Below are 19,597 nucleotides of genomic sequence, written 5' to 3' on the forward strand. Positions count from 1 at the left end.
GATCGTATATCGGGAGTATTTTCCGTACATTGCGGACTTTAGTTCTTGAATGAGCGCCCATGAATCCCTCAGAACGCGTCAAAGGCATCGATATCTTCGTCAGCGCCGCCGATGCCGGCAGCTTCACCGCCGCCGCCGAGCGGCTCAGCCTGACCAGCTCGGCAGTGGGCAAGGCCATCCACGCCTGGAGACGCGCCTGGGCGTGCGCCTGTTCGCGCGCACCACCCGGCGGTTGGCGCTGACCGACGCCGGCGCGGCGTTCTACCGGGTCTGTGTCAAGGTGCTCGACGAGCTGGAGGAGGCCGAGCACGTGTTGCAAGCCGAGGGCCAGGCGCCCACCGGCCGGCTGCGGCTGGACCTGCCGGTGAGCTTTGGCCGGCACAAGGTATTGCCGGCGTTGCTGCCGTTCTTCCAGCGTTATCCCGGCCTGCAGCCGGTCATTTCGTTCACCGATCGCTTCGTCGACATGGCCGAAGAAGGTATCGACATCGCGGTGCGCATCGGCGGGCCGGATCAGTGGCACAGCAGCCTGGGGCACCGCTATCTGGGCCATGAAAAACGCGTGTTCTGCGCCGCACCGCAGTACCTGGCCCAGCGCGGCACGCCCGACAGCATCGCCGCCTTGCTGGCGCACGATGCGGTGCTCTACGGCAAGGCCGACGGCAGCAGTAGCCCGTGGTTGCTGCGGCATGGCGCAGGGCCGGTGGAACAGCGTGCGATGGACGCGCGGGTGGTGTTCGGCAATGCCGAGGCGCAGGTGGATGCGGTGGTGGCCGGGTTGGGTATCGCGCAATTGCCGACCTGGCTGATCGATCAGCACCTGCAGCGCGGCAGCCTGGTCGCGGTACTGCCGCAGTGCGATACCGAAGGCCTGCCGCTGCATCTGGTATGGATGCGCGCGCGCCAGCTGCTGCCCAAGCTGAGCCGGTTGCTGGAATGCCTGCAGCAGGGCTTGCAGGATGCGGCGTGAGTGCGGCGCCTGGCGTGATGTCGTGCGTGATCGCGGCAGCGGTTGCGCACGCTGTGCATCGACTCTCCGTGATGCAGCGCCAGGTTCGGGGCAGCGCACACGCCAGCACACGCAGCAGCGAGCCCGATCGAGCGCAATCGCGCCGGTCTGCGCCTGCTCTCTGACCAATTCAGTTACAACTGCGCTGTCTCACGGCCGACCCTGTTTTGTAAGGTGAACGCGTGTAGTCTGCCGTCCGGGGACGATTCCCCAACGAGGTAACCGCAATGGATCGCTGCGACATGCAGGTGTCCGATCTCATGGTCCTGGAGTTACAAGGGTTCCACGCTGCCTATGGCAGTGGACCGGACTTCTGGGACGCGTATCAACGCATCATGACCCTTGCCGCACAAGCCGGCGGCGATCTGATCACACTGGCCAACGAAATGGCTTCCCTGGCGCAGGGACTTGGCGCGACCAAGCACGCGCAACTGCTGTAACTCGCGACTGCCTGCCGGGCGCAGGCCATTGTCGAAGAAGACGCTGCCCTGCAGCCGGCCGGGGTGTCTGCACGCGGCGCGGCATCAATCACCCAACTCCAGCATCGACAGTCACACCGCAGGTGTGCTGCCACGGCGACGCATTTACTCGGCGTCGGTTGTTGCGGTTGTCGCGGTCTCTGCTTCGGACGCGTCGGTTGTCTTGGCAGCAGGTTTCTTGACTGCCTTGGCAGGGGCGGCCTCGGGCTCGCCGCGCTTCTTGTCGCGACGCAGCGGGGTATCGCCCAGACGCTCGATCGCGCCACCGGATTGCTGGAACGCCTCCAGATCGGCGGCCAGCCGTTGCTCGGACAAACGCGGCTTGCCTGGCTGATTGCTCACGGTCATCGACTGACGGCGGGAGTTGTTCATGGCGAAATCCTCATGCGTTGTACAGCGTCAAGGGAATGCCCCGCCGGCGTTGGTCGTCGTAGGTGGCACGCACGTCGCGGCAATACGGCCCGGACATGACGAAACGCCGGCAGATCGCCGGCCGCGTCTCGTAGATCGAACAACACATGCGCGCCGCATCGATGGCCACGCACCAGCCTTCCTCGTCACGCGCCATCACGTGCCAACCTTGCGGTGTCACGCTGGTCAAGTGGTTGGGGATGCGGTCGGATGGATCGACCATGACGGTGAGCCGGCAACAGACGGCGTCGCAACGTTCGCAGAGATTCTTGATGGAGAAGGCCAGATAGAGTGAAGGCGACACCGGAGTCCGGCCGCCCTTGCACCATACACCCTGGGCGCGCCGGGGTGTGAACCGGTCCCCGCCGTGGCGGCAGCAGGCTGTTATCTCGCGGCGCAAAAACGCGATGATCGCGTTGCCGGCAGTGCATTGCCTTGCGCGTCTGCCTGTTGACGCAAGCACGGCATGCTGCGCGCTCAATCGTGCTGTGGTCCGCATGCGTACGATCGCCATATTGCGCCAACGTGCCAATGCATCCGACGTTTGCCTAAACGGTTGCCTTTGTCGCGCCAGTGCGAAGACCTCTTTCACCTGTGCCGTTGGCAGACCACCGTAGCGTTGGGTGGTCCGCATCAACGCGACAGGAGATTCCATGAATACTGCCCATCAACACGCAACTGCGCCCGATCTGGCCGGCGATCACGACGACCAACGCAGCGAGAAGGAAAAGCAGGACGCCTTGCAGGACGATGCGCTGGAAGAAACCTTTCCGGCCAGCGATCCGGTGTCGCCGTTCGTGCCGGCCAAACCGCTGGACTGACCCGGCCACACGAGCCAGCAACGCAAACGGCGCGGTCATCGACCGCGCCGTTTGCGTTTGCAGCGTTGCTGGCTGTTACGGCGTCAACACCACCTTGCGGCAATCGTCCTGCTTCTTGTCGAACAGCTCATAGCCACGCGCCGCATCGGCCAGCGGCATGCGATGGGAGATGATCGCGCTGGGCTTGAGGTCGCCATTGCCGATGCATTCCAGCAAGTGCGGCATGTGCTTCTGCACGTGGGTCTGGCCCATCTTGAAGCTCAAACCCTTGTCGAAGGCATCGCCGAACATGAAGGCGTGGATGAAGCCGGCATACACGCCCGGCACGCTGACCACACCGCAGCGGCGCGTTGCCGCGATGCATTGGCGGATGGCAACACCGCTGCTGCCCTCCAGCTTCAAGTTGGTCAGTGCGGTTTCGATCGCGCTGCCTTCGGCCTCGAAGCCCACCGCTTCGATGCTGGCATCCACGCCGCGGCCATCGGTTTGCGACACGATGACATCGGCCGGGTCGTCGACCTCGTCGAAGTTGATCGGAATGATGCCGTAGGCCTTGGATGCGAAGTCCAGCCGGTAGGCATGCCGGTCGACCATGAAGATGCGCTCGGCGCCCAGCATGCGGCAGCAGGCCGCTGCCATCAGGCCCACCGGGCCGGCACCGAAGATCGCCACCGTCGAGCCCTGCTTGACTCCGGCATCGATGACCGCCTGATAGCCGGTCGGCAGGATGTCGGACAGGAACAGTACCTGCTCGTCATGCAATGCATCGGGCACCACCAACGGCCCGACATTGGCCTTGGGCACGCGCACGTATTCGGCCTGCCCGCCGGACAAACCACCATACAGATGACTGAAGCCGAACAGCGCCGCCGGCGGCCGCATGTCCTTGTGGTTGAGTGCTGCGCCCTTGCCGGTATTGGTGGTCTCGCAGGCGGAGAATTCCTGCAGCATGCAATGGAAGCAACGCCCGCAGGCCACCACGAATGGGATCACCACGCGGTCGCCGCGTTTGACGGCGGTGACGTCGGGGCCCACATCTTCGACGATGCCCATGAACTCGTGGCCGAGGATATCGCCGTGTCGCAGATCCGGAATCTTGCCGCGGTACAAATGCAGATCCGAACCGCAGATGGCGGTGGCGGTCACGCGCAGGACGAGATCGTCGCGTTCGACCAAGACCGGGTCCGGCACGGTTTCGACCCGGACATCGCGTGAGCCGTGGTAGTTGAGGGCGAGCATGGGGGTTCTCCGGATAGGCCGTCGATGTGCGGCAACACAGCCAGTTTCGGCAGCGTGCCGTTAAGTCCGTCAGCACGGCACGTGCGCACGGTGTGGACGCGTTCGATTGGCGACGCGGCGTTGATGCGTGTGTCACGCCTGGATAACCCGGGCGCTCGCACTCTCGAATGCCACGCTGAATCGTTCGCAGCTCATGCGTGCAGCGACCATGCGACCCCGACAATCAACGATCGTGCCTTGCGCGATCAACCAGGAGACTACGATGGGAATTTTCAAGATGGTGACCGCCGGTGCAGTGGGCTATGTGGCTTACAAGGCATGGCAGCGTCGTCAGAACGAGTCCGGTGAAGCGGCCAGCCCGAAGAACAACGATCGCGACATTCAACCGCAGACGCTGAGCGCGCCGGCCAATGCGGGCAGCACGCCACCGCATGGCGATCCATTGCGTGATGCCGCTGCGATCTCCGGCGATCGCAAGCAGGCGCTTGGTGCGCTGGTGGTGTTCAACGAGCAGGAGCGCACGCTGGCGCAACTGGCAGTCGTGAAAGGCCTGGGTGGCGAGACCTTGCAGTTTGCACGCAAGATGGACGAGGCCCACAGCGCGGCACTGACCGACCTCAGCCGGTTTGCACCGGATCGCAGCGGCACGCTGGCGCAGGCTGCAACCACCCGCGCTGACGGCACCCGCAAGCGTCTGGAAGGCTTGAACGGCAAGGAGTTCGAAACGCAGTACCTGCAGGCCAGCGTCACCAGTCACGAGCAGGCATTGACGTTGCTGGATGCGCAGCTGGCCAGCGAGCCGGGTTCGAGCGATCTGGGCAAGGAGCTGCAGCGTGCACGCGAGACCATCGCCCAGCATCTGGAGCATGCCAAGTCGCTGCGCGCCAAGTCGAACCAGGCGCACTGATCAGGCAGAGACGTTGATCGAGCACCGCGTGATGCGCGGTGCGACGCAGGCAGCAGGCAGCTTCGGCTGCCTGTTGTCGTTAGGGGCATGCGTGGCGCGTGTCTACCCGACTTGCTGCACACCTGCAGCATGCTCAGCCGGTACCGGGCATCTCATCGCAAGGCCATCTTCATGATGGATCAGGCGCAGCCTGCTCGAATCCCGCTGCCTGGCGCTGCCACAGACCATCGAACACACCACCGTGACCACGCAGCTGCGCCGGGTTGCCGTCTTCGACCACGCGGCCGTCCTGCAGCACCAGGATACGATCGAAGCCGATCACCGTGGACAGACGATGCGCCACCGCCAGCACCGTGCGGTCGCGCATCAGGTGATCCAGCGCGGCCTGGATTTCCGCTTCCGACTCGGTGTCCAGTGCCGAGGTGGCTTCGTCCAGGATCAGGATCGGCGCGTCCTTCAGGAACGCGCGTGCGATGCCCAGACGCTGGCGTTGACCACCGGAGAGCATGACCCCGCGTTCGCCGACCTGGGTGTCGTAGCCCTGCGGCAGTTGCCGGATGAAGCCATCGCAGAATGCGTGCCGCGCAGCGTCCTGCACCTCCGCGTCGCTGGCCTCCGGGCGGCCGTAGCGGATGTTGTCGGCAATGCTGCGATTGAACAGCGCGGTTTCCTGTGGGACCACTGCAATCTTTTCGCGCAGGCTGTCCTGGCTGACGCTGCGGATGTCCTGGCCATCGATCAGCACGCGTCCGGATTGCACATCGTCCAGGCGCTGGATCAGCGCGATCAAGGTGGACTTGCCGGCACCGGAGGGCCCGACGATGCCGACCTTCTGGCCGGCAGGGATATGCAGGCTCAATCCATCCAGCACCGCCGCCCGATCCGGATAGGCAAAGCGCACCTCTTCGAACCGCACATCCCCCTGGGCCAGGGCCAGCGGTGCATCCGCATCGACGATGGCATGTGGTTGCAGGATGATCTGCAGCGTGTCGGCGATGGCGCCCAGCTGCTGGGTGGTATCCACCAGCGTCAGCGCCAGGTCGCGCGAGCCGTGCAGGATGCGGAAGGTCAGCGCGCTGACCAGCACCACGTCGCCCGCGCTCACCGTGCCGGCGCGCCACATGCTGATCGCCCAGATCAGCATGTGGCCGGCCATCACCGACAGGCAGATGTCGTGGATCACGCGGGCCTTTTCCACGTACATCCAGCTGCGGCGATGGGCGACCGCCTCGTAGCCGATCTGCTCGGCCAGCCGCGCGCTTTCGCGGTCGCGTGCGGCAAACGCCTTGATCGTCCACACATTGGACACCGCATCCACCAGCTCGCCGCCCACGCGCGCGGCCTGCGCGGCAAAGCGCTGGTGCTTGGCGCGGCCGCGGATGCCGAAGCTGGTGATGATGGCGGCCACCACCGCGATAAAGCCGATCAAGGTGGCGGCCATGCGCCAGTCCACGGTGAGCAGCAGCACGATGGCGCCGATGAAGTCCACGATCGGCGGCACGATCTTCCAGGCCAGCCCGCCATAGATCTGCCCGGCCGCGCTGCCCAGCGCGGTGATGCGGTTACCCAGGGCGCCGGCAAAATGCTCGCTGAAATAGCGCATCGGGTGGCCGGTGAGGTGGCGGAACAGATCCACGCGGATATCCACCACGCTGGCCACCACGGTGCGACAGCCCAGCCAGCCGCCCAGCCGCCACAGCAGGTTTTCGATGGCAATCAGGCCGATGAACAAGCCCAGCGGCAACCAGACGTTGGCTTCGCTCCGCTGGTCGGTGGCCATCGCATCGACCAGCACCTTCATGCCGTATTGCACCGAGACCGCGCAGCCGGCAGCACCGATGATCAGCAGCAGCAACCCGGCAAAGTGCCAGGGCCGCTGGCGAATGTAATGCCATAGAAAACGCGCGGGAGTGTCCGGCAACAGGGCGGGCTGCGCGACGGTGTTCACGTATCGATGTCGGCCAGCGCACGCTGCGGTGCAGGCAGGCCAAAGCGTTCGTGTTCGCGGCGCAACTGCTCGGCCAGCCCGTCATGCAATGGGCGCTGGCCGTGTTCATCGGCATAGCCGAACACGCCGGTGGGGCAATGGCGGTAGTTGTCCCAGCCCGGATAGTCCAGCACCGGATACAGGCAGATCCCTTCCATCGGCACGCCTTGCTGCATGGCCAGTGCCACTTCGCTGCCGACGTGCGCAAGCCAGCCGGCGCGCTTGTCGCCTTCCGCACCGGTTTCGGAGATGATCAGCGGGCGCTGATAGCGCCGCCAGAACTCATCCATGATTGCCGACAGCGGGCGGTGGTCGGCGGACGTGCGCGGAATCGGCGTGCCGCCCAGATACCACTGGTTGTCCGCGTAGTAGTTGAGGCCGACGATGTCCAGATACTGCGGCGCGCCGCCCAGGCCAGGCCACTGCTTGCCGCAGATCATGTCCCAGGCTTCGAATTGCGCCACCCGCAGACGTTCGGCTTCCCGTCGCGGGCCGGGGCGGTCGTTGGAGGCGATCACATGGATGGCCGGGTCCACCTGCACGAAGCGCGCGCGCGGTTCCACCTGGCGCACCGCATCGATCGCGGCGATGGTGGCGCGTACCAGCTGATGCTTGAGCTCGAAACCGCGCCCGCGCGCCAGCGGATGCATGCGCGCGTGATCGCCGCCGTTCCAGGCCCAGAACGAGATCTCGTTGAGCGGCGAATAGAACGGCACCGCATCGGTTTCGTTCTTGACGCATTGTGCCGCCGCGGCGGCAAAGCGCGCGAAGCGATCGACGAACTGCGGGCTCCAGATATCCACATCGTCCGGCCAGCCGTAATGGCACAGGTCCCAGATTACCTGGGTGCCGGCGGCATTGGCGGCATGCAGCATCGGCAGGAAGCTGGACCAGTCGTAATGTCCGGGCCGCTGCTCGATCAGGTGCCAGCGCAAGCCGTCGCGCGCCGTGCGCATGCCATGTGCGGCGACGGCGCGGTAGTCGTTTGCCGCCCAGCGGTCGTGCCTGGTGCCGGCGATCAGATCCAGCCGGCGGCCATCGCGACGGCGATGGGTCGAACACTCGAACCCCGCCATGAAGAAACTGTCGAACACTGTGGGGCTATGCATCTGGGGTCCTGCTGCATCTCCGCCGCAGTCTGGCAGCGGAGCAATGGAAAGTGGCTGACACGACACGCCGGCCTGGTGAGCCGCTTCATGCATCACCCGCAACCAGACGTCTGCGGGGTGACATCCGGTGGCTCAGGCGATCAGTTCGGCGCGGCGTTGGTGTTCGGCCTCTTCGATACGCTTGAACAAGGCCAGCGCCTGGCCGACGACCTGATCCATGTTGTAGTACTTGTAGGTGCCCAGCCGCCCCAGGAAGGTGACATTGGGCGTTTCGGCCGCCAGCCGCTCGTAGCGCCGGTACAGCTCGGCGTTTTCCGCACGCGGGATCGGATAATACGGGTCGCCCTCGGCCGAAGGATACTCGTGGGTGAGGCTGGTCTTGGGATGCTGCTGGCCGGTCAGGTGCTTGTACTCGGTGATGCGCGTGTAAGCGACATCTTCGGCCGGGTAGTTGACCGTGGCCACCGACTGGAAGTGTTCCTGATCCACGGTGCTGTGTTCGAACCTGAGCGAGCGATACGGCAGCTTGCCGTAGCAATAGTCGAAGTATTCGTCCACCGGGCCGCTGTAGACCAGCTGGTCGTAGTCCAGCTCGTCGCGGATCTCGCGGTAATCGGTGTTGAGCATCACCTTGATGTTGGGGTGATCGAGCATGCGTTCGAACATGCGCGTATAGCCGTGCAGCGGCATCTGCTGGAAGGTGTCGGTGAAGTAGCGGTCGTCGTCGTTGGTGCGGGTGGGCACGCGCGAGGTCACCGACTTGTCCAGCTGCGACGGATCCAGGCCCCATTGCTTGCGCGTATAGCCCTGGAAAAAGGTCTCGTACAGCTCGCGGCCCACCTGGTTGATCACCACGTCCTCGCTGGTCTGGATGTCGGCCACCGGCTCGGCGCGGCTGGCCAGGAACGCGGCGGCCTCCTCTTCGGTGGTGAGCTGCAGGCCGTACAGCCGGTTCAAGGTGGTCATGTTGATCGGGATCGGCACCTGCTGCTCGCCCACCTGCGCCAGCACGCGGTGCTCATAGGGCCGCCACTGGGTGAAGTTGGACAGGTAATCCACGATGCGCTGCGCATTGGTGTGGAAGATGTGCGGGCCATAGCGATGGATCAGCACCCCCGCGTCGTCATGAAAGTCGTAGGCATTGCCGCCGATATGCGGGCGGCGGTCGACCACCAGCACGCGCTTGCCCAGGCCTGCCGCCAGGCGCTCGGCCAGCACGCTGCCGGCAAAGCCTGCGCCGATGATCAGGTAGTCGAATCCGCGCCGGGTGCCGCCAAGGGTGCGCGTGCTCGCCAGCGGGACGGTGCCCGACGGTGTCATTGCTTCCACGTGAGTTTTTCCTTCATCAAGTCATAGGTGTGGTCCCAGGACATATCGCCCAGCACCTGGTCGGCGGTTTCCAGCAGCTGCTCGCGATCGGCGCCGTCGCGCAGCGCGGCCTCGCAGGCGGCAACGAAGGCCGCGGCGGTGTCGGCAATGCGCACCACGCCGGTGTCGCCATAGGTGCGCACCACATCGTGGATGGGTGTGGACACCACCGGGCAGCCGCCCGCCAGGTATTCGGGGGTCTTGGTCGGGCTGATGAAACGGGTGGAGGCGTTCATCGCGAACGGCATCAGCGCCACCTCCCAGCCGGACAGGTAGCCGGGCAGCTCGTCGTAGGTCTTGCCGCCGAGGTAATGGATGTTGGCGGCCTGCGGCAGCTCGGACGCGGCGATCTTGACCACCGGCCCGATCATCACGAATTGCCACTGCGGCCGCTGCTCGGCGATGTCGCGCAGCAAGGCCACGTCGAAGCGCTCGTCGATGACGCCATAGAAGCCGAGACGCGGGTGCGGGATATCGGCTTGATCGGCCGGCTCCTGCTGCGGCTGGCGTGCGGCGGCGAAATGCGCCACATCCACGCTGCTGGGGAAGGCATGCGTGTTGGAGTGCAGCGCACGCTTGGCTTCCCAGATGCTGTAGCCACCGGTGAACACCACGTCGGCGCGTTGCAACAGCTCGCGCTCGCGCTGCACCAGCTCGGGCGGCGCACCGCGAAATGCCGACAGCTCGTCCATGCAGTCGTAGACGATCGCACGCGGACGCAGATGCGCACTGAAGCTCTGACTCATCGGCGTGTAGTACCACAGCAGCAGGTCGCGCACGCCGAGCTCGGCCAGGTAACCGTCCAGCAACTGGCGCTGCACCTGCACCGCGGCGTCGCCGGTACAGCCGGCCGGCAGGCGCGGCACCAGCACATGCAGGCCGCCTTCCTCGCCACGCACCTGCAGCCAGGGCTCGGATTCATCGCAGGCGATCGGCTCCTCCCAGAACAGCACATTGAAGTCGCCGGCAAAGCGCGACATCAGATGTTGCGGGCGCTGGTAGACGAAGCTCCAGCGCAGATGCGACAGGCACAGCAGGGTGGTCCGGGACGGATCGAACTGCGGTGTGCTGTCGGACGAAACGGCTCGGCGGGTCTTGCCGATGTCGTAATGGAATTGACCAGCCCAACTCATGGAATGACCTCGCTAGAAGAAAAAGGAATGCGCGCCGATCAGGCGCGCGACAGACGGTCCGTCAGCAGCAGCGGGCGCGCCGGCTCGCTGCGACGACGGCCATCGGCCGCCGGCAACAGGCGGCGTACCGGTGCCACTGCGTCGCGGGCAAGCTCGGTTTCCGGCACCGGAGCCGGCGTGCGCGGCCGGCTCAGGCGCGAGGTGGCGTAGCCATCCGGGTGCATGGACTGCCAGCGCCAGGTATCGCGGCACATGCGGTCCAGGTCGTGTTCGGCCTTCCAGCCGAGCAGGCGATGGGCGAGCGTGGCGTTGGCGTAATACACCGCCACATCGCCACCGCGACGCGGTGCAATGCTGAGCGGAATGCGCCGGCCACTGGCCCGCTCGAACGCGGCGGCCACTTCGCGCACGCTGTAGCCGCGCCCGGTGCCAAGGTTCACCACCAGGCCGGTGCGCTCGCGCTGCAGGTAGTCGATGGCATCCACATGCGCGCGTGCCAGATCCATCACATGCAGGTAGTCGCGCACGCCAGTGCCATCGGCAGTGGGGTAGTCGTCGCCAAAGACCTGCAACGCATCGCGGCGACCGACCGCCACCTGCGCGATATACGGCATCAGATTGTTCGGCACGCCACGCGGGTCTTCGCCCAGATACCCGCTGGGATGTGCACCGACCGGGTTGAAGTAACGCAGCAGCGCCGCATTGAACTCCGGCCAGGCCGCGCTGAGGTCGGCGATCATCTCTTCCATCATCAGCTTGGTGCGCCCGTACGGGTTGATCGCCTTCAGCGGCGCGTCTTCGCGGATCGGGCTGGTGTTGGCATCGCCATAGACGGTGGCCGAGGAGCTGAACACCAGCCTGGTTACCTTGGCGGTGCGCATCGCGCGTAACAGCGCCAACGTGCCGGTTACGTTGTTGTTGAAGTACAGCAACGGCTCGCGCACCGATTCGCCCACCGCCTTGAGTGCGGCAAAATGCAGCACCGCATCGATCTTCTTCGCAGTCAGCAGTTCGGCCAGCTCGGGCGCGCGCACATCCATGCGATGGAAGTCCGGGCGGAAACCCATCAGGTGCTGCAGATGGTCGAGTACGCGCTCGGAGGAGTTGCTCAAATTATCGACAATGCACACTTCATGGCCACGTCGCGCCGACTCGACGCAGGTATGTGAGCCGATATAGCCGGTGCCGCCAGTGACCAAAATTCTCATGGATGTCTGCCTTGTGGAGGGCGCTGACGCGCCGGCCTATCAATGGCGCGGATGCACCACCTCGCACGTTTCATGCGTGTTGCGTGATGTCATCGCGCCGGCAGGACAGTGCGCTTGCGCCACGCACGGGGTGGCAGGCAGCTCTGGGCAAGAAGAAAGGGGTTGTGCATCACGGTCCAACGCCACCTACGGTAGGAGGCGGGCCGTGAGAGCAGGCACAGTGGTGGGTGCGTGCCACGCGAGTATGGTCTTGACCGCAACCTCACCGTGACTGTGGGTGCGCGCGCGCGACATGTTGCGTGGGCAGTACAGTGCAAGGGACGGGGTCGCATCAAGCAGCTGCAAGCGCACGCTGCGGTAATAAAAAAACCCGCCTCGCTGAGCAAGCGAGGCGGGCTTTACGCGCAGCTGCAGCGCTGGATAGCGTTACAGCGTGACGGCGCCACCGGCAATGGTGAGCAATGTGCTCGAGGTGTAGCTGGCAGTATCGGCTGCCAGCATCACGTACGCCGATGCCAGCTCCACCGGTTGCCCGGGGCGGCCCATCGGCGTCTGGCCGCCGAAGTTTTCCACCGACTCCTCATCCATGCCGGCGGGAATGAACGGCGTCCAGATCGGGCCCGGCAGCACCGCGTTGACGCGGATGTGCTTGTCGGCCAGCACGCCTGCCAGGCCAATCGTCAGGTTGGCCAGCGCACCCTTGGTTGCGGCATACGGCAGGATGTTCGGCGTCGGCTTCTTGGACTGCACCGAGGCGGTATTGATGATGGAGCCGCCGTCCTTCATCAGCGGTACCGACAACTGCACCAGGTGGAACACGGCATGCACATTGGTGTCGAAGGTCTTGCGCCATTCCTCCAGCGTGATGTCTTCGAAGTTCTCAAAATACTTCTGATAGCCGGCGTTGTTGACCAGGATATCCAGGCCGCCGAATGTGCTGTTGACCTGTTCGATCAACGCAGCCGCCTGGGCGGGGTCGCTGATGTCGCAGCCCACCAGCAAGGCCTTGACGCCGGCTTTTTCGATCAATGCGCCGATTTTGGCGGCGTCTTCCTGCTCATCGGGAAGATAGGCGATCGCCACATCGGCACCCTCGCGTGCATACGCGATCGCCACGGCCGCACCGATGCCGCTGTCGCCGCCGGTGATCAATGCGCGCTTGCCGGTGAGCTGCCCATGACCGACATAACTGTCTTCGCCATGATCCGGGCGCGGGTCCATCTTCTCTGTACGCCCGGGAAAGTTCTGCTGCTGCGGTTTGAATGGCGGACGCGGGTAGTGGGGTACGGGCATTTCGGTCTCCTGTGCGGTGCGACGCTTCACAATGAACGGCAGTGTGCCTGCGCAAACGTAAACGCGCGGGCTAGGCAATGTCGGCGGCGTGTGTGTTGACGATGCCGCCGCTTGCGCGCGGCGATTGCTTCACGCCATCGCGCAGCTTTGTTCACTGCTGTGCAATGTGCACCGGCCTAGCGTGGGCTCACGACCACAACGCAGAAGAACGACGATGGGCAGTGAACCGAAAAAGCCGTGGGGCCCGGACGACGACCAGCAAAAGCCGTTTACGCCGCAGGAACAGCGCAACGAGGATGTCGAGTGGAAGGTGCACGACATGCCCGACGAAGACCGCGATGTGAACAAGGCCGACCCCGAACACGATTACGAACGACCAGACGGCTCCGAGAAGCGCTGAGTCGCGCTCAACGCTGCAGTTCCGGTGTTCGCGATGCAAGCGCACGCAACTCCGCCGTCGTATCACAGCGCCGGCCTTGGCAACCCCATGCACATCTTCTCCACGGCCAGTGCGTAGGCCAGTGGCAACACAGCGCACCCGGTGCCTTGCGGCCGCGCTTGCGCAAGGCCGCAAGCGGCAACGATCCACGTCGGCACGAGCCGACAATCCAGCAGGCGCGTCATAGCACGGGCCAAGCGAGCTGATCCGTCAGCTCAGTCAACGGCACCCGTGTTCGGGCTGCCCTCCATCCCCCGCAAACCTTGCGCTCCTTGGCGTTTCGATCAATTCGCCGCGCCCACCGACCTCGACCATGACGCTTGGCACTGGCGTAATCCGGCATTGCTTTGCGTACTTCGGTCAAACTTTTACGGCGAGCTCGACTTGGGGGAGCGAGAACCCACGCGGCCGGACGGCCGTGACAACGATGTGCCATCTCGTGGTGACGTGCAGGCGCGTCTTTCGCGCCGCCGTCACAATTCTCAACTGAACATGTACTAGTCATTGCGGACAGAAGCGCCCATGGACCGTCTTTCCTGCGCCATCATCGACGACGACGTGGAGTTCTGCGATCAGGTGGTTGAGTTAGCCACCGATAGCGGCTTCCGTGCCAAGGGCATCCACACCCTTGGCGAAGCCAGCCGTTGGCTGGACAGCAACTTCCCCGACCTGTTGGTGGTGGACGTTGGCCTGCCCGACGGCAGCGGTTTCGATCTCATCGAACGGCTCGACCCGGATCACACGCCGCAGATCGTGGTGGTCTCGGGCGATTACGCCTACGAAACCCAGGGCCGCGCGCAGCAGTTCGGCGTCAGCGAGTTCCTTACCAAGCCGTTTGCGCCCGAACGGCTGGAGCGCGTGCTCGGCGGCCTGCGCGAAGCGGAGCAGGGCAACCTGGGCATCATCGGCAACAGCGACAGCATCGTGCTGTTGCGCAAGGACATCGTGCGCGTGGCGCCGACCGATCTGAATGTGCTGGTGACCGGCGAGACCGGCACCGGCAAGGATCTGGTCGCGCGCGCGATCCATCGTGTCTCCGGCCGGCGTGGTCGCTTCGTGCCGGTCAACTGCGGGGCGATTCCCGAGGAACTGCTGGCCAGCCAGCTGTTCGGTCACGAGCGCGGCAGCTTCACCGGCGCCGATCGTCGGCACGCCGGATTCCTGGAGCAGGCCGCCGATGGCACGCTGTTCCTGGATGAGATCGGCGAGATGCCGACCCGGCTGCAGGTCTACCTGCTGCGCGCGATCGAGTCGCGCAGCTTCATGCGCGTGGGTGGCAGCGAGGAGATCCCGCTGGACGCGCGCGTGGTCGCGGCAACGCACCAGCATGTGCAACGCGAGCACGGCGTGCTGCGCGAGGATCTGTTCTACCGGCTCAATGAGTACCCGATCCAGGTGCCGCCGCTGCGCGAGCGTCGCGGCGATGCGCGTCTGCTGGGCCTGCGCGTGATCGATGAGCTCAACGTCAAGTACGGCACCCGCAAGCTGCCGACCAAATCGTTGCTGCGCTATCTGGCGTACCACACCTGGCCGGGCAACGTGCGCGAGCTGCGCTCGTTCATCCGCTATCTGTACCTGCGCGCGGACGGCGATCTGCTGAGCGCGCCGGATGTGGTGCAGACCGTGCCGCAGGCCGACGAAGACGGCTTGCTAATTCCGGCAGGGTGGACCATGCGCCAGGCCGAAGACGCCATGATCGAGGCGGCCTTGGCACGCACGCGCTTCAACAAGAAGGCGGCGGCGCGCGAGTTAGGGATCAGCGTGCGCACCTTGCACAACCGGCTCAGCGACAAGGACGCGTAGTGGGCGATGCATCCCAGGGGCGGCGGCGCGAGCTGCTGCATCAGCTACGCAACCGCCTCAATGTGATGGGCTTTGCGTTGTATGCGTTACGCAACGAGACCTCCAAGCCCATGGAGACCTTGCGCACCACCCATCAATCGGCGGTGGAGTTGCTCAATCAACTGGGCGAAGAAGAGCGCGCCCTGCGCCAGGACGATGGGGTGTCCAGCGACAGCACCGATCAGTAATGCTCGGCAGGCTGGGTCTGGTTGCTGAGCAGGGCGGTGATGGTGCGCGGGTTGTACGGCTTCATGCAGTACGACAGATGCGCAAACCGCGGCGGTAGCGTGTAGCGGTCGTAGCCGGAGCAGAACGAAAATGGCACGCCGCGCTCCAGCAGTGCGTCGGCAACCGGAAACACCGGTTGACCACGCACATTGACGTCGAGCAATGCGCCATCGATGGTCTGCCCGGAGGTCACCAGCGACAGCGCCTCCGGCACATTGCCCACCGGTCCAAGCACATGGACGCCGGCCTCCACCAACAGATCGTTGAGCGATTCGGCCAGTAGATAGTCGTCCTCGACCACGAGGATGCGGCGGCCGTTGAGTGGATTGTCCAGCATGGCGAACTCCTAGAGCGGTGGCGCTGTCTGGCGACGCGCAAGCCATAGTGCGCGTCGCGTCGGTTAACGCCGCGCGTAAGCAGGCGCTTCCAGTACCGGTCTGTGCAAGGCAGCTGTATCGCTCAGACGCCGCGTAGCAGTAGAGGCAGGTTTGCGCCATCATTGACGATTGCGCCCACACCCGGCGCGATTGATGCGATGGCTGCAATGACTGACGACGACACTTCCTGCGACGACACCGCAGCGCCTCCTGCGCACGAGGCCGTGGCGCCACCGCCGTTATTCGTTCTCGGTGTCGGCGCCGATGGCCTGGATGCCACCCGCCTGGCCGAACTGCTCGACGCGGTCACCGGCGCGCCCAATCTGGTCATCATGCTGTTGCTGCGCGATCGTCATCTGCTGGACGAGCCGCGCCTGCGCGAGTTGCTCGGCCCGCAATCCAGCCTGCTTCTGGCGCCCGAGGATGGCGATGCGCTGCATCCCGGGCGTATTTACCTGCCGCCCAGCCAGACCCTGGTGACCCTGGAAGAAGGCCGGCTGCGGCTGCGCGCCCTGGAGGAGGCCAGCGATCACGGCTTGATCGACAGTTTCTTCGTCTCGATGGCGCACGACCAGGACGGCAACGTGATCGGCCTGATCATGGGCCGCTTCGATGGCGACGGCACCCTGGGCACCGCCGCCATCAAGGAATGCGGCGGTCTGGCGCTGGCGGTGGACGACCCGTCGTTACATGGCATGGATCTGCGCAGTGCCGGCAACCCGGCCGCCATCAGCGACGACATCCTGCCGCTGCCGCGCGTGGCCGCACGCATCGCCGCGCATATGCAGCGACACCATCGCTTCGGTCATCCGGCACCGGTGGGCGTGCGCAACGGCAGCGAGAACGATCAGCTCAGCCAGGTCGCCAGCATCCTGCGCAATGCCACCGGCCATGATTTCCACGGGTACAAGCGCGCCACCTTCCTGCGCCGCGTGCAGCGACGCATGCAGGTGGTGCAGGTGGACACGCTGGAGCAGTATCTGGAGCAGCTGCGCAGCCGCTTCGACGAACCGCTGCTGCTGTTCAACGATCTGCTGATCGGCGTGACCCAGTTCTTCCGCGACCGCCGCGAGTTCGAGTTTCTGGAGCAGCAGGTGATTCCGCGCCTGTTCCAGGGCAAGCAGCCGGGCGATCACCTGCGGGTGTGGGTGCTGGGCTGCTCTACCGGCGAAGAGGCCTATTCGTTGGCGATGCTGTTGCGCGAGCACGCGCAGACGCTGGACGTGGCGCCACGCATCCAGATCTTCGCCAGCGACATCGACGGGCGTGCGTTGGCCATCGCACGGGTGGGGCGTTATTCGTCCAGCATCGTCGCCGACGTGGGGCCGGAGCGCCTGCAGCGCTGGTTCGTCAAGGAGGGCGATACCTATGTGGTGAGCAAGCAGCTGCGCGAGCTGTGCGTGTTCTCGCAGCACAGCATCGTCAAGGATCCGCCGTTCTCGCGGCTGGATCTGGTGTCGTGCCGCAATCTGCTGATCTACCTGGATGCCGAGCTGCAGAACCGGGTGATCCCGGTGTTTCACTTCGCCCTCAAACCCGGCGGCTATCTGTTCCTGGGCAATGCCGAAAACGTCTCGCGGCATGCCAAGTTGTTCGCACCGGTGGAGCGCAGCTTCCGCGTGTTCCAGAAGATCGATGCCGACAGCCGCATGCATGCGACCTTCCCGTCGTCTTCGCTCGGACTCGACGGCCATGCACCGGCGGCCAACCGCCAGCAGCGCAGTGTCAGCAATGCGCTGGTGCGCGCCGGCGAGCGCATCGCCGATCGCTATGCCCCGGCCTATGCGGTGCTGGACGAGCATTTCGACGTGCTGCATTTCTCTTCCCAGGCCGGGCGTTTCATCCGTCCCGGCGGCGGCGCACCCAGCCTCAACCTGCTCAACCTGGTTCACCGCGACCTGCGGCTGGAGTTGCGCAGCGCGCTCAGCCGTGCCGAAGCGGACATGGCGCCGGTGCAGGTCAAGGGCATCCAGATGCACGAGGATGCGGCGACCCTGGCGGTGGACCTGTTCGTGGAGCCGACCTCCGATTCGGAGGTGCCGCGCGGCTATGTGGTGTTGTTCCAGGAAGTGGAAGCGCGTGAACTGGCCGAGCTGGCGCCGCCGAAAGATACCGTGTCCGACAACGCACACGTGCAGGCGCTGGAGAACGAGCTGCGCATGACCCGCGAGCGTCTGCAGTCGATGATCGAGGAGCTGGAGAGCACCAACGAGGAGCTCAAGTCCTCCAACGAGGAATACCAGTCGCTCAACGAAGAATTGCAGAGCGCCAACGAAGAGCTGGAAACCTCCAAGGAAGAGCTGCAGTCGGTCAACGAGGAGGTCACCACGGTCAACGGCGAGCTGGCCCACCGCGTGCAGGAACTTGCGCATGCCAACAGCGATCTGAAGAACCTGCTGGAAAGCACCCAGATCGCCACCGTGTTCCTGGACAACGAGCTGCGCGTCACCAACTTCACTCCCGCGGTCACCGACATCCTGCCGCTGGTGGAAAGCGATATCCACCGGCCGATCAGCAACATCAAGCTGCACGTGGCCTACGACGAGCTGCAGGACGACGTGCGCCGGGTGATCCGCACGCTGGCGGTGCTGGACCGCGAGGTGGAAAACCCCGCCACCCGTGCGCGCTACATGGTGCGCGTGCTGCCGTACCGCACGGTCAACAACTTCATCGGCGGTGCGGTGTTGACCTTCATGGACGTCACCCCGCTGACACGCGCCGAGCGCGCGTTGCGCAGCAGCGAGCAGCGCCTGCGCACCTTGATGGAAGGCATTCCGCAACTGGTGTGGCGCTCGCTCGATGGCGGCCGCTGGACCTGGTCTAGCCCGCAATGGTCCAGCTACACCGGCCAACGCGATGGCGAGAGCCTGGAACTGGGCTGGCTGCAGGCGGTGCATCCGGACGAGCGCGAGCTGACCCTGAATGCCTGGCACGACAGTACGCGTACCGGCGGGCTGGATGTGGAGCATCGCCTGTTCAACGCAGCCGAAGACGGCTACCGCTGGTTCCATACGCGCAGTGCGCCGGTGCTGGACGAGCGCGGCCAGGTGCTGGAATGGCTGGGAACCTCGACCGAATCGGACAATCTGCGCCGTCTGCAGGACGAGCAGCGCGTGCTGGTCAGCGAATTGCAGCACCGCACCCGCAACCTGATCACCGTGGTGCAGTCGGTCGCTAAGCAGACTGTCCAGACCAGTCACAGCATGCCGGAATTCGCCGGCAGGTTCGACGACCGGCTCTCTGCGTTGTCGCGTGTGCAAGGGTTGTTGTCGCAGTCGGACAACGAGCCCACCACCATCGGTGCGCTGCTGCGGATGGAGCTGGATGCGCTCGGTGCCGAGCCCGACCAACAGCGCATCGTGGTGGAAGGCCCGGATGTGGCGTTGCGCAAGTCCACGGTGCAGACGCTGGCGCTGGCGCTGCACGAACTGGCAACCAATGCGCTCAAGTACGGGGCGCTGGCGGTGGAGACCGGCACGCTGTCGGTGCGCTGGGACGTGGTGTCCAACAATGACGCTTCCGCACGCCTGGTGCTGTCGTGGATCGAAGAAGGCGCCAGCCAGCAGCGACGCAGCGATCGCGACCAGGCCGGCGGATTCGGCCGCCGCCTGATCGAAAAGGCGCTGCCGTACAGCCATGGCGCACAGACGCGTTACGAGCTCAGCGATACACGCCTGGAATGCGAGATCCAGTTGCCGTTGACCTCGCTGCACGACCGCTAGACACCTGCACGCGCGCGTGCAGTCC

At 65.0% G+C, this 19,597-nt stretch carries 18 protein-coding genes and 1 pseudogene; 9 read left to right on the forward strand and 10 right to left on the reverse strand.

The window, feature by feature from the left end; translation table 11 throughout:
- Positions 1–59: 59 nt before the first annotated feature.
- From XARJCFBP2528_RS24215 to XARJCFBP2528_RS15950, 3 genes and pseudogenes are all read left to right on the forward strand, one after another.
- A pseudogene (locus XARJCFBP2528_RS24215) lies at positions 60–193 on the forward strand (helix-turn-helix domain-containing protein); the annotation flags it as partial.
- Between the two features lie 9 nt (positions 194–202).
- Complete coding sequence (locus tag XARJCFBP2528_RS15945) at positions 203–970, forward strand: LysR family transcriptional regulator (protein ID WP_016900939.1); 768 nt, start codon at positions 203–205, stop codon at positions 968–970.
- Between the two features lie 266 nt (positions 971–1,236).
- Positions 1,237–1,449, forward strand: a complete 213-nt coding sequence (locus XARJCFBP2528_RS15950; RefSeq protein ID WP_016900938.1) for a hypothetical protein — start codon at positions 1,237–1,239, stop codon at positions 1,447–1,449.
- 144 nt (positions 1,450–1,593) lie between these two features.
- On the opposite strand, the gene XARJCFBP2528_RS15955 is transcribed toward XARJCFBP2528_RS15950, so the two are convergent.
- Both XARJCFBP2528_RS15955 and XARJCFBP2528_RS22775 read right to left on the reverse strand, forming a co-directional pair.
- Positions 1,594–1,860, reverse strand: coding sequence for a hypothetical protein (locus XARJCFBP2528_RS15955; protein ID WP_016900937.1), 267 nt, complete (start codon positions 1,858–1,860; stop codon positions 1,594–1,596).
- Between the two features lie 10 nt (positions 1,861–1,870).
- On the reverse strand, positions 1,871–2,287 hold the full coding sequence (locus XARJCFBP2528_RS22775; protein ID WP_026064007.1) for a YkgJ family cysteine cluster protein: 417 nt from the start codon (positions 2,285–2,287) through the stop codon (positions 1,871–1,873).
- Positions 2,288–2,552: 265 nt separating this feature from the next.
- Here XARJCFBP2528_RS22775 and XARJCFBP2528_RS23900 point away from each other — a divergent pair, with 265 nt between their 5' ends.
- Positions 2,553–2,720: a hypothetical protein gene (locus tag XARJCFBP2528_RS23900; RefSeq protein WP_016900935.1), complete on the forward strand. Its 168-nt coding sequence runs from the start codon at positions 2,553–2,555 to the stop codon at positions 2,718–2,720.
- Between the two features lie 75 nt (positions 2,721–2,795).
- On the opposite strand, the gene XARJCFBP2528_RS15965 is transcribed toward XARJCFBP2528_RS23900, so the two are convergent.
- The gene (locus XARJCFBP2528_RS15965; RefSeq protein ID WP_016900934.1) at positions 2,796–3,959 is read right to left on the reverse strand and encodes a zinc-dependent alcohol dehydrogenase; all 1,164 of its coding nucleotides are present in this window, start codon (positions 3,957–3,959) and stop codon (positions 2,796–2,798) included.
- 262 nt (positions 3,960–4,221) lie between these two features.
- Between XARJCFBP2528_RS15965 and XARJCFBP2528_RS15970 the strand changes: the two genes are divergently transcribed.
- Positions 4,222–4,866 carry a DUF4142 domain-containing protein gene (locus XARJCFBP2528_RS15970; protein ID WP_016900933.1) on the forward strand — a complete coding sequence of 215 codons (645 nt, stop codon included), beginning with the start codon at positions 4,222–4,224 and terminating at the stop codon, positions 4,864–4,866.
- Between the two features lie 169 nt (positions 4,867–5,035).
- On the opposite strand, the gene XARJCFBP2528_RS15975 is transcribed toward XARJCFBP2528_RS15970, so the two are convergent.
- The 6 genes from XARJCFBP2528_RS15975 to XARJCFBP2528_RS16000 all read right to left on the reverse strand — a co-directional run bounded on the left by XARJCFBP2528_RS15975 (position 5,036) and on the right by XARJCFBP2528_RS16000 (position 12,964).
- Positions 5,036–6,814: an ABC transporter ATP-binding protein gene (locus XARJCFBP2528_RS15975; protein ID WP_016900932.1), complete on the reverse strand. Its 1,779-nt coding sequence runs from the start codon at positions 6,812–6,814 to the stop codon at positions 5,036–5,038.
- Positions 6,811–7,962: a beta-glucosidase gene (locus XARJCFBP2528_RS15980; protein WP_026064006.1), complete on the reverse strand. Its 1,152-nt coding sequence runs from the start codon at positions 7,960–7,962 to the stop codon at positions 6,811–6,813. Before XARJCFBP2528_RS15980 ends, XARJCFBP2528_RS15975 begins: the two co-directional genes overlap by 4 nt.
- 132 nt (positions 7,963–8,094) lie before the next feature.
- Complete coding sequence (glf, locus tag XARJCFBP2528_RS15985; protein ID WP_016900930.1) at positions 8,095–9,282, reverse strand: UDP-galactopyranose mutase; 1,188 nt, start codon at positions 9,280–9,282, stop codon at positions 8,095–8,097.
- On the reverse strand, positions 9,279–10,463 hold the full coding sequence (locus XARJCFBP2528_RS15990) for a glycosyltransferase family 1 protein (protein ID WP_016900929.1): 1,185 nt from the start codon (positions 10,461–10,463) through the stop codon (positions 9,279–9,281). Before XARJCFBP2528_RS15990 ends, glf begins: the two co-directional genes overlap by 4 nt.
- Positions 10,464–10,501: 38 nt before the next feature.
- Complete coding sequence (galE, locus tag XARJCFBP2528_RS15995) at positions 10,502–11,671, reverse strand: UDP-glucose 4-epimerase GalE (protein ID WP_047124876.1); 1,170 nt, start codon at positions 11,669–11,671, stop codon at positions 10,502–10,504.
- A gap of 426 nt (positions 11,672–12,097) precedes the next feature.
- The gene (locus XARJCFBP2528_RS16000; RefSeq protein ID WP_047124934.1) at positions 12,098–12,964 is read right to left on the reverse strand and encodes an SDR family oxidoreductase; all 867 of its coding nucleotides are present in this window, start codon (positions 12,962–12,964) and stop codon (positions 12,098–12,100) included.
- Between the two features lie 214 nt (positions 12,965–13,178).
- Here XARJCFBP2528_RS16000 and XARJCFBP2528_RS16005 point away from each other — a divergent pair, with 214 nt between their 5' ends.
- The 3 genes from XARJCFBP2528_RS16005 (at position 13,179) to XARJCFBP2528_RS16015 (ending at position 15,433) form a co-directional block, all read left to right on the forward strand.
- The gene (locus XARJCFBP2528_RS16005; RefSeq protein WP_016900925.1) at positions 13,179–13,364 is read left to right on the forward strand and encodes a hypothetical protein; all 186 of its coding nucleotides are present in this window, start codon (positions 13,179–13,181) and stop codon (positions 13,362–13,364) included.
- Between the two features lie 561 nt (positions 13,365–13,925).
- Complete coding sequence (locus XARJCFBP2528_RS16010; protein ID WP_039513313.1) at positions 13,926–15,206, forward strand: sigma-54-dependent transcriptional regulator; 1,281 nt, start codon at positions 13,926–13,928, stop codon at positions 15,204–15,206.
- On the forward strand, positions 15,206–15,433 hold the full coding sequence (locus tag XARJCFBP2528_RS16015) for a hypothetical protein (protein WP_047124877.1): 228 nt from the start codon (positions 15,206–15,208) through the stop codon (positions 15,431–15,433). The genes XARJCFBP2528_RS16010 and XARJCFBP2528_RS16015 overlap by 1 nt, the downstream gene beginning before the upstream one ends.
- Here the strand turns inward: XARJCFBP2528_RS16015 and XARJCFBP2528_RS16020 are convergent.
- Positions 15,427–15,810, reverse strand: a complete 384-nt coding sequence (locus XARJCFBP2528_RS16020; RefSeq protein WP_016900922.1) for a response regulator — start codon at positions 15,808–15,810, stop codon at positions 15,427–15,429. The genes XARJCFBP2528_RS16015 and XARJCFBP2528_RS16020 overlap by 7 nt on opposite strands.
- Before the next feature lie 207 nt (positions 15,811–16,017).
- On the opposite strand from XARJCFBP2528_RS16020, the gene XARJCFBP2528_RS16025 reads away from it, so the two are divergent.
- Entirely contained in the window at positions 16,018–19,572 is a 3,555-nt protein-coding gene (locus tag XARJCFBP2528_RS16025) for a CheR family methyltransferase (protein ID WP_047124878.1), read from the forward strand.
- Positions 19,573–19,597: the final 25 nt, after the last annotated feature.

The organism is Xanthomonas arboricola pv. juglandis (genome assembly GCF_001013475.1).
GTDB classification, from domain to species: Bacteria; Pseudomonadota; Gammaproteobacteria; order Xanthomonadales; family Xanthomonadaceae; genus Xanthomonas; species Xanthomonas arboricola.

Excerpts from the sequence above, each read along its gene's own strand:
- XARJCFBP2528_RS15950 (WP_016900938.1), top strand. The coding sequence starts at position 1,237 with ATGGATCGCTGCGACATGCAGGTGTCCGATCTCATGGTCCTGGAGTTA.
- XARJCFBP2528_RS15955 (WP_016900937.1), bottom strand. The coding sequence starts at position 1,860 with ATGAACAACTCCCGCCGTCAGTCGATGACCGTGAGCAATCAGCCAGGC.
- XARJCFBP2528_RS23900 (WP_016900935.1), top strand. The coding sequence starts at position 2,553 with ATGAATACTGCCCATCAACACGCAACTGCGCCCGATCTGGCCGGCGAT.
- XARJCFBP2528_RS15965 (WP_016900934.1), bottom strand. The coding sequence starts at position 3,959 with ATGCTCGCCCTCAACTACCACGGCTCACGCGATGTCCGGGTCGAAACC.
- XARJCFBP2528_RS15970 (WP_016900933.1), top strand. The coding sequence starts at position 4,222 with ATGGGAATTTTCAAGATGGTGACCGCCGGTGCAGTGGGCTATGTGGCT.
- XARJCFBP2528_RS15980 (WP_026064006.1), bottom strand. The coding sequence starts at position 7,962 with ATGCATAGCCCCACAGTGTTCGACAGTTTCTTCATGGCGGGGTTCGAG.
- glf (WP_016900930.1), bottom strand. The coding sequence starts at position 9,282 with ATGACACCGTCGGGCACCGTCCCGCTGGCGAGCACGCGCACCCTTGGC.
- XARJCFBP2528_RS15990 (WP_016900929.1), bottom strand. The coding sequence starts at position 10,463 with ATGAGTTGGGCTGGTCAATTCCATTACGACATCGGCAAGACCCGCCGA.
- galE (WP_047124876.1), bottom strand. The coding sequence starts at position 11,671 with ATGAGAATTTTGGTCACTGGCGGCACCGGCTATATCGGCTCACATACC.
- XARJCFBP2528_RS16000 (WP_047124934.1), bottom strand. The coding sequence starts at position 12,964 with ATGCCCGTACCCCACTACCCGCGTCCGCCATTCAAACCGCAGCAGCAG.
- XARJCFBP2528_RS16005 (WP_016900925.1), top strand. The coding sequence starts at position 13,179 with ATGGGCAGTGAACCGAAAAAGCCGTGGGGCCCGGACGACGACCAGCAA.
- XARJCFBP2528_RS16010 (WP_039513313.1), top strand. The coding sequence starts at position 13,926 with ATGGACCGTCTTTCCTGCGCCATCATCGACGACGACGTGGAGTTCTGC.
- XARJCFBP2528_RS16020 (WP_016900922.1), bottom strand. The coding sequence starts at position 15,810 with ATGCTGGACAATCCACTCAACGGCCGCCGCATCCTCGTGGTCGAGGAC.
- XARJCFBP2528_RS16025 (WP_047124878.1), top strand. The coding sequence starts at position 16,018 with ATGACTGACGACGACACTTCCTGCGACGACACCGCAGCGCCTCCTGCG.